The organism is Serratia sp. MYb239, from assembly GCF_002966855.1.
Taxonomy (GTDB): domain Bacteria; phylum Pseudomonadota; class Gammaproteobacteria; order Enterobacterales; family Enterobacteriaceae; genus Serratia_B; species Serratia_B rhizosphaerae.
The window spans coordinates 3,648,848-3,660,537 of sequence record NZ_CP023268.1 but is presented as its reverse complement, the minus strand read 5'-3'; the positions used below and the strand labels follow the sequence as shown (position 1 = coordinate 3,660,537).

Genomic DNA, 11,690 nt, shown 5'->3' with positions numbered 1-11,690 from the left:
GCCGTAAGCACGATACTACTGAAGTTGCATCGTCAGGGAGAAACAATAGATGCGATTGCGGGGAAATGCCATTTACGTCTTGTAAAGCGGCGGGGGCGGGCGCCCCCGAGTTATTCGACCTCGAACCAGCTGCTGTTTTGCAGGGCGATCGGCGTGATGGAGTAAATCATCTCCTGCAGATGGTCGTGAACGGCCCGCTCGGCGGCGTCCGGGTCGTGCGCCTTCAGCGCGTCGAAAATGCGGTAGTGCTGTTGGATCAGCGTTTCCGGCGGCGAGACTTCGCTCAGGCTGAGAAAACGTACCCGATCCATGGTGGCCTTGATGGTTTCGATGGTTTCCCAGGCCAGCGGACAGTTGGCGATCTGCGTCAGCAGGCGGTGGAACTCATCGTCCAGCAACAGGAATTCCCGTATTTGCTGGCCGTTGGCCGCCAGCGCCTGACGCTGCAGGTTATGCTCCAGCAGCGCCAGCTGCGGCGGGGTAATGCCGGTGGCGGCCCGGCGGACGATGGCGCACTCCACCGCCTGACGGATAAAGCGGCCGTCCGCGACGCGTTTGGCGGAAATTTTCATCACGAAGGTGCCGCGCTGCGGCAGTATCTGCACCAGCCCCGCCTCGGCCAGTTTGATAAAGGCCTCACGCACCGGCTGGCGCGACACGCTGAAACGGCTGGAAATCTCCTTTTCCGACAGCAGCGTCCCCGGCGCAATGGTGCAGTCGACGATATCCTGCCGTAAAAAGCGGTAGATTTGCTGATTCACCGGCAAGGTGTTGGTAAGGCTGTAATTTTCAGACATGGCGCGATTGGTTATCTGGCAATGATTCAAATGCCACCATACTAGCAGATTATTGTTCAATGGCGGGGGGATAAATCCCCTCGCCAAGAGCGGTCATCAGTGGTGCCAGTCCTGATACTCCTGCTGTCGCCGCAGCGGGGCGGTTTCCGGCATCAGCCACAGGCCGACGGCGGAAATCACCCCCAGCACGATCATATAGCCCGCCAGGCCGTAATAGTGGCCGCCGGTCATCTGCAGAATTTTCACCGCCAGCAGGCCGAGAATACCGCTGCCGACCAGCGAGCCGATCTGCCAGATCAGCGCGATGCCGCTGCAGCGCACGCGGGTCGGAAACAGCTCCGGGAAGTACGATGCCTGCGGGGCGTAACACATGCTGTGGCCGAGGGTCAGCACCACGATCATCGCCAGCTGGGTCAGCCAGAAGTTATCAGTATTCAGCAGCATAAAGAACGGTACGATGCAGACCACCTGCAGCAGCGCGCCGGCGATGTAGACCGGTTTGCGCCCCAGCCGGTCGGAAAGGTGCCCCATCAGCGGGATGGCGAAAATCTCCAGCACCACCGCCACGATCATCGTCTCCAGCAGAATGCTTTCGCTCAGCTGGTTGGCCTTGCCGTAGGCCAGCACGATCACCGTGAACATGGCGAACGCGCAGGCTTCGATCAGTTTGGCGCACACGCCTTTGCCGATCAGGCCCGGATAGGTGCGCGCCACTTCCACCACCGGCCGGCTTTCCACCGCCTTGGTGGCGCGGATCTGGGCAAACACCGGCGACTCGTCGATCTTCAGGCGGATAAACAGCCCGACGATCACCAGCAGCAGGCTGAGCAGGAACGGAATGCGCCAGCCCCACTCGAGCATCTGCGCCGGCGACAGCAGGGCGGTCAGCAGGGCGAACAGGGCGGAGGGCAGTAAAAAGCCGGCCGGCGCGCCGATCTGCACCCAGCTGGCGTAGAAACCGCGCCGCCGGGGAGGCGCGTATTCGGCGGTCATCAGCACTGCGCCGGCCTGTTCGCCGCCGACGCCGAAGCCCTGCAGCACGCGGATCAGGATCAGGGCGATCGGCGCCCAGATGCCGATCTTGTCGTAGGTGGGCAGCAGGCCGATGCAGAAGGTGCCGAGGCCGACGATCAGAATGGTGATCACCAGCGCCTTTTTGCGGCCGACCTTATCGCCGATATGGCCGAAGACAATGCCGCCCAGCGGGCGCGCCAGAAAGCCGACCGCGTAGGTGGCGAAGGCCGCCAGCGTGCCGACCAGCGGATCGGCGCTGGGGAAGAACAGCTGGCCGAAAAACAGCACCGCCGCGGTGCCGTAGGCGAAAAAGTCGTAGTATTCCGCCGCCGTGCCGATGGCGGAGGCGCTGGCGACGCGCTTTAACAGCGGCTGATGGTCGCCGGCGTCGGCGTCGTGCGTGGTGGTGGTCATCAGGTGCTCCGGGAGGGTAGGGTCAGTGGGCTGACGGCGTTGCGGGCGTTGCCGCCCGCGCCGTTCTGTTTAGGGTTTTAAGGTTTGCGGCTGCGCCAGCGGACGCGGCGCACGCACAACCAGCAGTACCAGCAGCGCGCCGAGCGCGGCGATGCCGCCGGCCAGGATAAAGGCGCTGTCGAACTTGCCGGTATGCTGCACGATGTAGCCGGTAACCACCGGGCCGACAATACCGGATACGCTGCCGACCAGGTGAATAAAGCCGCTGGCGCCGCCGACGCGGGATTTATGCACCACGTCCTGAATAATCGCCCAGTAGATCGCGCCGGTGATATACAGGAAGAAGATGGATACCGACATCAGCAGCACCGCCGGCATCACGCTGCTGACGGTGCCCGCCAGCGCTACGCACGCGGCGGCGGCCAGCAGGCTGACCACCAGCACAATCTTGCGCGATAGCAGCAGTTTGCCGGTGATGTTGAAGATCTTATCGGAAATATAGCCGCCGAGCGCCAGGCCGACAAAACCGACGATCCACGGGATCACCGTCGTCAGGCTCATCTCTTTGATGTTCAGGTTGTGCGCCTGTACCAGATAGGCGGGGAACCAGCTGAGGAAGAAGAACAGGATGTAGTTGTAACAGAAGAAGGCGAAGGCGGTCGCCAGAATGATCGGCTGTTTCAGGTAGTAGCCCAGCCCGTGCGCGCTGCCGCTGAGCGCCTCTTCCGGGTGGTGGCCTTCGGCCTTCTGCGCATTGACCAGCGCCCGCTCTTCCTCGCTGACGCGCTTGCTTTTCTCCGGGTTGTCCGCCGCGATAAAGAACCAGACCAGCATCCAGACGATGCCGACCGAACAGATAATCATAAAGGCCGGTCGCCAGCCGAACGCCAGCGCCAGATAGCCGACGATCGGCCCCGCCACCGCGCCGCCAAGCGGCGAGCCGGCGCTGAGCAGCCCCATGGCGGTGGCCGCCTGTTTCTTCGGGAACCAGCCGTTGATCATTTTGTTGGCGGAGGCGCAGATCGGGCCTTCCGCCATGCCGAACAGTACGCGCAGGATCAGCATGGAGTAAAAGCCGCTGGCGAGCGCGGTCATGCCGCAGAAGATCGACCACAGCCCCACCGCCAGCCCCATCACCAGCGTCGGACCGAACCGGTCCACCGCCAGGCCGCCGATAAAGTTGAAGATCGCGTAGCCGAAGAAGAAGCTGCCGAAGATGATGCCGAATTGTTCGGCGTTGAGCAGCAGATCCTGTTCGATCATCGGCACGGTGATCGACAGCGCCACCCGATCGAGATAGTTGATCATGTAGACCAGGAACAGCAGGAATACGAGGGTCCAGCGTAAGTTCTTAACCATGGCAAACACTCCACTTGGTGTCGTTTTAATCGTGTGCGTTGTTGTCCATTTCGGTGTGTCAGGCATTATCAGCCGAACTGCAGCAGTACCTTGCAGCAGGTCTGGCGATCGTGTTCAAACAGATGCAGCGCCGCTTCAACGTCGTCCGCCGCCACGCTGTGGGTAATCAGCCGTTCCGGTGCGATCAGTCCCTCGGCCATCCAGTCAATCACCTGCGGGAAGCGGGCGCTGTTGAGGCGTGAGGAGAAAATCGACAGCTCTTTACTGGTGATGCTCTGTTGGTTGATCACACACGGCTCGGCGGAAAAGCCCATGATGCCGATGCGCGCCGCCGGCGATGCCAGCTGAATGGCCTGCGGCAGAATATCGGGGTGGCAGGCGGCGTCGATAATCAGCGTCGGGCGGATATCGCGCTGCGCCAGCGCTTCCGGCAGCGACGTCTGCTGGTTATTGACCACCTCATCGGCGCCGTTGGCGAACGCCATTTCCAGCCGCGCGGCGATACGGTCGGCGACGATCACCTGACGTACGCCGTACACGCCTTTCAGCACCTGGATCGCCGTCAGCCCCATCGGCCCCGCGCCGTAGATCAGCGCCACGTCGCGTGCGGTCGGCTGCAGGTGGGCGGTGATATTGGCGGCGATGGTGAACGGCTCCACCATTGCCGCCTGCCGATCGCTGAGCGCATCGGGGATGCGGTAGGCGTTGGCGGCCGGCACGCAGCTAAAATCGCTGAAGCCGCCGTCGCGGTGGACGCCGATCACCTGCAGCTGGTGGCAGACGTTCGGCCGGCCGACCGAGCAAGGGTAGCAGTGGCCGCAGCTGACCACCGGGTCGACGGCCACGCGCTCGCCGAGCCGGGCGGCGTCGACGTGTGCGCCGACGGCGTCAATCACGCCGCAGAACTCGTGGCCGATCACCCGCGGATAGCGGGCGAACGGGTTATGGCCGTGGTAGATATGCACGTCGGAACCGCAGATGCCGGCGAGTTTGACCTTGACCCGCACTTCGTCGGCGGCGGGTTCCGGCAGCGGGCGTTGGGCTATCGTCAGCTGGCCCGGCTGTTCAATCACTACGCTTTTCATGCTGATATTCTCCGTTACCAGTTCCACAGGGTGCCGTCTTCCAGGCGCGCGACCGGCAGATAGGCCGGGTCGTAGGGGTATTTGGCCGCCAGCTTTTCGTCGAACTCGATGCCGATGCCCGGCTTGTCGCCCGGATGCATATAGCCGTTATCGAAGGTCCAGCTGTGGGGGAACACCTCCAGCATCTGTTCCGAATAGCCCATATACTCCTGCACGCCGAAGTTCGGCACCCACAGGTCGAAGTGCAGCGCTGCCGCCATGCAGACCGGCGACAGATCGGAAGGGCCGTGCGAGCCGGTGCGCACCTGATACAGCGAGGCGAAATCGGCGATGCGCCGCATACCGGTGATGCCGCCGGCGTGGGTGAGCGTGGTGCGGATATAGTCGATCAGCTGCTCTTCGATCAGTTGCTTGCAGTCCCAGATGCTGTTGAACACTTCGCCGACGGCGATCGGCGTGACGGTGTGCTGGCGGATCAGGCGGAAACAGGCCTGGTTTTCCGCCGGCGTCGGGTCTTCCATCCAGAACAGGCGGTAAGGTTCGACGCTTTTACCGAAGCGGGCGGCCTCGATAGGCGTCAGCCGGTGGTGCATATCGTGCAGCAGATGCTGGTCGAAACCGAACCTGTCGCGCACCGCCTCAAACAGCTTCGGGGTGAAGTCGAGGTATTTCTCCGTCGACCACAGCTGCTCTTCCGGCCAGTGGCCTTTGGTCGCCGGCTCATAGGCCTGGCCTTTGCCTTTCGCCATGCCGTAGGTGGTTTTCATCCCCGGTACGCCGCACTGCACGCGGATCGCCTTAAAGCCCATTTCCTGGTGGCGGGCGTAATCGTCCAGTACCTCGTCGATGCTGTGGCCGGTGGTGTGGCAATAGACCATCACGCCGCTGCGCGAAGCGCCGCCAAGCAGCTGGTACAGCGGCATATTGGCCGCCTTGGCCTTGATATCCCACAGCGCCATATCGATGGCGGAAATGGCGGACATGGTCACCGGGCCGCGGCGCCAGTAGGCGCCCTTGTAAAAGAACTGCCAGATATCTTCGATCCGGTGCGCATCGCGGCCGATCAACTGCGGGCACAGGTGGTCGCGCAGGTAGGAGGCGACTGACAGTTCGCGGCCGTTGAGCGTGGCGTCGCCCAGCCCGGTAATCCCTTCGTCGGTGGTGATTTTCAGGGTGACGAAATTCCTACCGGGGCAGGTGACAAACACTTCTGCATTGATAATTTTCATCGCGTGCGCTTTCCGTTGTTCAGGCTGTATGATGGGCGAACATATGCCATGACCTAACTACCATACAAGTATGATTTGCGCATTTTGCGGGCGGCGATCACATTTCGCCCGTGTTAAGACGGACGGGGAAAACGGAAAGAGGGCGACGTAAATCGCCCTTCAGGCGGTGAGGCGGGGGAGTTAACCGAGCAGCTGACAGTTAGGCGGCAGGCGGCACAAAATGGCGTTCGGCAGCACCTCAATGCGGAAATGTTTGCCCTTCAGCGGTTCGCCGTCGAGGTTAAACGTCATCTCGTGCGGCGCGTCGATCTCCAGCCAGGGCAGCGCGGCGCTGACGATATTCTTGTTGTCGTCTTCATTAAACAGGCTGGCGACCAGGGCTGGCAGCAGTTCGCCGGCGATCAGCAACCGCAGCTGCAGCAGGCCGTCGTTGATCAGCGCATCCGGGCACAGTTGCTGGCCGCCGCCGGCCTGCTTGCCGTTACCGATGCCGATCACCAGTGCTTCGCCGCGCCAGGCGAAATCCGGCCCGCGGATTTCACAGCGGTCGGCCTTCAGGCTCTCCATGCGCAGCAGGCCGTGAATAAAGTAGGAGACGCCGCCCAGCGCCGCCTTGAGCTTTTCCGGCGTTTCGGTGGTGATACGCGTGCCGAAGCCGCCGGTGGCCATATTGATAAAGTAGCGTTCACCGTTGACGCAGGCCAGGTCGATCGGCACCGCACGGCCTTTAATCGCCAGGTTCAGCGCCTGTTCCGGCACCAGCGGAATATTACAGGCGGTGGCAAAGTCGTTGGCGGTGCCGAGCGGCAGGATGCCCAGCACCGGGCGCTGCCCGGCCGGTATCAGCGCCAGCGCGGCGGCCACTTCGTTGATGGTGCCGTCGCCGCCGCCGGCGATCAGCGTGCCGACGCCGAGCTGCCGCGCTTCTTCTACGTAGCGGGCGGCATCGCCGCCCTCCCAGGTAACGCGCACGTGCAGAATGTCGCCGGCCGCCCGCAGCTTTTGCACCGCAGCGCGCACCAGCTCATCGCCGGCGCCTTTACCGTTAATGATAAGTAATGTTGGCGCGTGTTGACCCATGTCTGTTGTCCTGCCTTGCTAAAATCCGTTGGTTATCAACGATAGACCACTGTCAATTCGGAAGCCATAAGAATATTCAGTTAAGGATATCGCATAGTGAAACGCATTTTCCGGATTTATCGTGCACGGCTGGAATATTGTTTTTTTGTTGTAGTGAAAAGTGTTGGGAATATATTAATTAAAATCGCTGTTATATATTTATATTGGACGAGGGATTTCCTGTAAATATATAAGGTGAATGAATGGGGAACGGTATTAACCGGTGTCGGGGAGTGAAAAAGAAAAAGCCAGCCCAAGGGAGATTGGGCTGGCCAAGGAGGTGGTTCCTAGTATTGCTATGCAAATATTCTCGTTCTTTATTTTAGCGGTTTGATAGTAACGACTTTTCCCGCAGATTGGTGTGATCCAATTCTAATATTTGCACTTCTCTGTGTTTTATTTCTGTGAACTCCCCTCATATTTAGGACTTTTCTCGTAAATTGAGGGGGGATTGCCATTCAAATCTCGTGTGCGGCGCGTGTTATTTTTCCGCCGCGCCGTTGGCCTGCGGTAAATTACGAATCAGCAGGGCGTAGCTGAGGTCGACGTCCTGCGGGATCGGCAAATACACCAGATGGCCGTTGCCCGGCGCCACCGTTATCGCCTCATCTTTTTTATTGCGCATGCTGTCCAGCGTAAACTGGATGTTGCCGCCCGGCGTCATCAGCTCCACGCTATCGCCGCAGGAGAATTTGTTTTTTACATCCACCTCGGCCCAGCCGTCACGGCGTACGCCGGTGAACTCGCCGACGAACTGCTGCCGCTCGGAAACGGAGGAGCCGTAGTCGTAGTTCTGATGCGCGTCGTGGGTGTGGCGGCGCAGGAAACCTTCGGTATAGCCGCGGTGCGCCAGGCCTTCCAGCGTGGTGAGCAGGCTGGCGTCGAACGGTTTGCCGGCGGCGGCATCATCGATGGCGCGGCGGTAGACCTGCGCGGTGCGGGCGCAGTAGTAGAAGGACTTGGTGCGGCCTTCGATTTTCAGTGAATGCACGCCAAGCTGCGTCAGGCGCTCCACGTGCTGAATGGCGCGCAGATCCTTGGAGTTCATGATGTAGGTGCCGTGTTCGTCTTCGAACGCGCTCATATATTCGCCCGGCTTCTGCGCTTCGGACAGCATAAAGACCTTATCGGTCGGCGCGCCGATGCCGAGCGTTGGCTCAACGGTTTGCACCGCGATCGGTTCATGCAGGTGCACGATGTTGCCGGCGTCGTCTTCTTTGCCTTCCTCGGCCTTGTACTGCCAGCGGCAGGCGTTGGTGCAGGTGCCCTGATTCGGATCGCGTTTGTTGATATAGCCGGACAGCAGGCAGCGGCCGGAGTAGGCCATGCACAGAGCGCCGTGTACGAAGACTTCCAGCTCCATCTCCGGCACCTGGCTGCGGATCTCGGCGATCTCCTCCAGCGACAGCTCACGGGACAAAATGACGCGCGTCAGCCCCATCTGATGCCAGAACTTCACCGTGGCCCAGTTCACCGCATTGGCCTGCACCGACAGGTGGATCGCCATCTGCGGGAAGGCTTCGCGCACCAGCATAATCAGGCCGGGATCGGACATGATCAGCGCGTCCAGTCCCATATCCACCACCGGCTTCAGATCGCGCAGAAAGGTCTTCAGCTTGGCGTTGTGCGGTGCGATATTGACCACCACATAGAATTTTTTGCCCAGCGCGTGGGCTTCGTTGATGCCCTGCGCCAGGTTCTCGTGATTGAATTCGTTGTTGCGTACCCGCAGGCTGTAGCGTGGCTGGCCGGCGTAAACCGCATCGGCGCCGTAGGCGAAGGCGTAACGCATGTTCTTCAGCGTGCCGGCCGGGGAGAGGAGTTCCGGTGTAAACATAGTGATTCTCAGTCTGATTTCAAGTCAGCGTCGCGCCACCTGATGGCGCGGCGAAAGCGAGGAATTGTAGCGGCAGCGCGCGCGGAAATCAGCAAGTAACCGGAGTTTCTTAGTGGGAATTGATTTATATCATAGTGAGACGCGCAGCGCGGACGCTGCGCGGGGGAAATTAGCCGGCGCTGAGGTCGCGCACATCGGTGGTCGGGCCGTTTTTGATCACCGACTGGATGCCGTTTTTCGCGGCGCTGTCTGAGCTGTACATCTGGCTGGTGCCGATTACCTGGTGGTTTTTGGCCTTCAGCACAAAGTAGGGCTTGCCGCTGCTGCTGACTTTGCTTTCATACTGCGCTTCGTGCGGGGAGTTGGTCTGCACCGAGGCGATGCCGTTTTCCGCCGACGCCTTGCTGGTATACATTTCGCTGGAAAGAATGATCTCGCCGTTGCTGGCTTTTAACGTGAAGTGAAACTGTCCGTTGCTGCCGGATTTTTTTAGTTCATAGTGGCCGTTTGCCATGGGTCCTTCTCCTGTAGGTTCAGACATACGATGAGCCGCCGTCTTTCAGCGGCCGCAGGCGCGCCGCTGAAATATGCTGCTACTAAGTGTAGCCAATGCCTTGAATTTCGGAGCGTTGAAATCGCGTAAAAGGCGCAGTGCGGCGACAAAAGCCCGCCGCAGCGGGGATCAGAGACCGTTGACCAGCCGGCAGGGTTCGGCTTCCCAGCGGTAGCCGACGCCGTAGACGGAGCGGATGAACGCCTTGTCGCCGTCGAGCAGTTCCAGCTTGCGGCGCAGGTTTTTTATGTGGCTGTCGATGGTGCGGTCGGTCACCACCCGGTAATCATCGTAGAGGTTGTTCAGCAACTGCTCGCGTGAGAACACATTGCCCGGCTGGCTGGCCAGGGTTTTCAGCAGGCGGAACTCCGCCGGGGTCAGATCCAGTATCTGGCCCTGATAGCTGGCCTGAAAGCGCGGTTCGTCGATATGCAGCAGCGCATCTTCCTGCCCCTGCGCATCGCCGGGGCGGTAACAGCGCCGCAGAATGGTTTTTACCCGCGCCACCACTTCCCGCGGGCTGTACGGCTTGCAGATATAGTCGTCCGCACCGATTTCCAGCCCCAGCAGACGGTCAATCTCTTCGATTTTCGCCGTCACCATCATGATGGGAATATCGCTGAAGCGGCGCAGTTCGCGGCAGACCGTCAGACCGTCGCTGCCCGGCAGCATCAAATCCAGCAGGATCAGCGCCGGCGGCTGTTGCTGCACCGCCGGCACCACGTCGCTGCCGTTGGTCAGCCAGCGGGTGGCGTAACCGGCGGCCTGCAGATAATCCACCAGCAGCTGGCCCAGTTTGGGTTCATCTTCCACGATCATGATCTGTAACGGTTGGTTGAGCGTTTCCATCAGGATGCCTTGTTCTTTACTGGGGAGCTGGGATAGGGGAATTCTAGCGCAATGCGCACCCCGCCCAAAGGTGAGTGCTGCGCGTAAATACGCCCGCCGTGGGCTTCGGCGATATTCTGGCAGATTGACAGCCCAAGCCCGGAGCCGCCGCTGGCGCGGTTGCGCGAGCCTTCGGTGCGGTAGAAACGCTCAAGGATGCGCGGCAACTGGTCGTCATGCACGCCGGGAGCGCTGTCCTGCCAGTACAGCAGCAGGCTGCCGGGCTTCACCTCGGCGCCGATCTCCAGCGTGCCGCCGGCGTCGGTATAGCGCAGGCTGTTTTCCAGCAGATTGTTAAACAGCTGGTGGAGACGATCCGGGTCGCCGAACAGCGGCGCGCGCTCCGGCAGGCGGGTGACGATGTTCAGCCCCTTGGCGTGGAAGCGCTCGCGGAAGGCGGCGACCGACACCTGCAGCAGATGGACGCAGTCTACCTGCGACTTGCGATAGGCCAGCGCGCCGAGGTCGGACAGCGACAGCTGGTGCAAATCATCCACCAGCTTGGTCAGCGTGGCGACTTCCGCCTGCAGTGAGCCGAGCGAATCCGGCGTCGGCTGGCGCACGCCGTCCTGCAGCGCCTCCAGTTCGCCGCGCAGCACCGCCAGCGGGGTGCGCAGCTCATGGGAGACGTCGGCCATAAACGCCCGGCGCATGCGTTCATTTTTTTCCAGTGAGGTGGCGAGCTGGTTAAAGTCCTGCGCCAGCCGTCCCAGCTCATCCTGGCTGCTGACCGCGACGCGGGCGCTGAAGTCGCCGGCCGCCAGCCGGTGGGTGCCGGCCACTAGACGTTTGACCGGCGCCAGCAGGCCGCGCGACATCAGCAGGGTGGCGGCGGCGGCCAGCAGCGCCGACAGTGCGGCAATCAGCCAGCTGGTGCGTTTTTGCTGGCGGTCGAAGTTGATATCGGCGTTGCGCGTCAGCCGCTCCGGCGGCGTGGCGATCACCCAGCCGACGATCTGGTTGTTATAGCGGATCGGCTGCCGGGTGCCCTCTTTGGGGAACGGGCCGGAGTGGCCCACCAGACGCCGGAACCGGCTGTCGACCACCCAGAACTGCGTACGCCAGCCCTTCGGCGGCAGGTTATGGCTGCTGTCGCTGCTCTGCTCAAATGAACGCATAATCTGATACACCACCCGATCGTTGTTGCGCAGAAACGCCCAGTTGCCGTGACGGCTGTACTGATCTTCCAGCGCATCGCTCAGCATGGCGATACGCTGCTCGTTGCTGTGCTTGATGTAGTCGATAAAACCGCGTTCAAAGCTGAGGCGCACGCCCCAGTGCATGGTGATCAGCACCAGCATACAGGTGGCGAAGATGGCCAGAAACAGCTTGCCGGTAATGCCTATTTTCATTCAGTCCTCGTTGCGCTTGTCTGGCGCGTTGCTCTGGGTTGCA

The 11,690-nt window shown here is 61.1% G+C and carries 10 protein-coding genes; all 10 read right to left on the bottom strand.

All coding sequences use genetic code 11. The features are described from left to right. Positions 1-110 precede the first annotated feature (110 nt). Positions 111-797 carry a GntR family transcriptional regulator gene (locus tag CLM71_RS17580; RefSeq protein WP_105232134.1) on the bottom strand — a complete coding sequence of 229 codons (687 nt, stop codon included), beginning with the start codon at positions 795-797 and terminating at the stop codon, positions 111-113. A gap of 96 nt (positions 798-893) precedes the next feature. Continuing rightward, positions 894-2,225: an MFS transporter gene (locus tag CLM71_RS17575; RefSeq protein ID WP_105232133.1), complete on the bottom strand. Its 1,332-nt coding sequence runs from the start codon at positions 2,223-2,225 to the stop codon at positions 894-896. Positions 2,226-2,294: 69 nt separating this feature from the next. Further along, positions 2,295-3,584, bottom strand: a complete 1,290-nt coding sequence (locus CLM71_RS17570; protein WP_105232132.1) for an MFS transporter — start codon at positions 3,582-3,584, stop codon at positions 2,295-2,297. Between the two features lie 68 nt (positions 3,585-3,652). Continuing rightward, the gene (locus CLM71_RS17565; protein WP_105233473.1) at positions 3,653-4,669 is read right to left on the bottom strand and encodes a Zn-dependent oxidoreductase; all 1,017 of its coding nucleotides are present in this window, start codon (positions 4,667-4,669) and stop codon (positions 3,653-3,655) included. A gap of 14 nt (positions 4,670-4,683) precedes the next feature. Further along, a complete protein-coding gene (gene manD, locus CLM71_RS17560) occupies positions 4,684-5,898 on the bottom strand; it encodes a D-mannonate dehydratase ManD (RefSeq protein WP_105232131.1) in 1,215 nt (404 codons plus the stop codon). A gap of 180 nt (positions 5,899-6,078) precedes the next feature. Next, positions 6,079-6,978: a lipid kinase YegS gene (yegS, locus tag CLM71_RS17555; protein ID WP_105232130.1), complete on the bottom strand. Its 900-nt coding sequence runs from the start codon at positions 6,976-6,978 to the stop codon at positions 6,079-6,081. Positions 6,979-7,498: 520 nt separating this feature from the next. Continuing rightward, positions 7,499-8,854, bottom strand: coding sequence for a tRNA 5-hydroxyuridine modification protein YegQ (gene yegQ, locus CLM71_RS17550; RefSeq protein ID WP_105232129.1), 1,356 nt, complete (start codon positions 8,852-8,854; stop codon positions 7,499-7,501). 169 nt (positions 8,855-9,023) lie between these two features. Further along, positions 9,024-9,368 (bottom strand): YegP family protein, encoded by a 345-nt coding sequence (locus CLM71_RS17545; RefSeq protein WP_105232128.1) that lies wholly within the window; start codon positions 9,366-9,368, stop codon positions 9,024-9,026. A 168-nt stretch (positions 9,369-9,536) separates the two neighbouring features. Then, entirely contained in the window at positions 9,537-10,256 is a 720-nt protein-coding gene (baeR, locus tag CLM71_RS17540; protein ID WP_105232127.1) for a two-component system response regulator BaeR, read from the bottom strand. Further along, positions 10,256-11,647 (bottom strand): two-component system sensor histidine kinase BaeS, encoded by a 1,392-nt coding sequence (gene baeS / locus CLM71_RS17535; RefSeq protein WP_105232126.1) that lies wholly within the window; start codon positions 11,645-11,647, stop codon positions 10,256-10,258. The genes baeR and baeS overlap by 1 nt, the downstream gene beginning before the upstream one ends. Positions 11,648-11,690: the final 43 nt, after the last annotated feature.

Coding starts and splice junctions, on each gene's coding strand:
- CLM71_RS17580 (WP_105232134.1), bottom strand. CDS start 797: ATGTCTGAAAATTACAGCCTTACCAACACCTTGCCGGTGAATCAGCAA.
- CLM71_RS17575 (WP_105232133.1), bottom strand. CDS start 2,225: ATGACCACCACCACGCACGACGCCGACGCCGGCGACCATCAGCCGCTG.
- CLM71_RS17570 (WP_105232132.1), bottom strand. CDS start 3,584: ATGGTTAAGAACTTACGCTGGACCCTCGTATTCCTGCTGTTCCTGGTC.
- CLM71_RS17565 (WP_105233473.1), bottom strand. CDS start 4,669: ATGAAAAGCGTAGTGATTGAACAGCCGGGCCAGCTGACGATAGCCCAA.
- manD (WP_105232131.1), bottom strand. CDS start 5,898: ATGAAAATTATCAATGCAGAAGTGTTTGTCACCTGCCCCGGTAGGAAT.
- yegS (WP_105232130.1), bottom strand. CDS start 6,978: ATGGGTCAACACGCGCCAACATTACTTATCATTAACGGTAAAGGCGCC.
- yegQ (WP_105232129.1), bottom strand. CDS start 8,854: ATGTTTACACCGGAACTCCTCTCCCCGGCCGGCACGCTGAAGAACATG.
- CLM71_RS17545 (WP_105232128.1), bottom strand. CDS start 9,368: ATGGCAAACGGCCACTATGAACTAAAAAAATCCGGCAGCAACGGACAG.
- baeR (WP_105232127.1), bottom strand. CDS start 10,256: ATGGAAACGCTCAACCAACCGTTACAGATCATGATCGTGGAAGATGAA.
- baeS (WP_105232126.1), bottom strand. CDS start 11,647: ATGAAAATAGGCATTACCGGCAAGCTGTTTCTGGCCATCTTCGCCACC.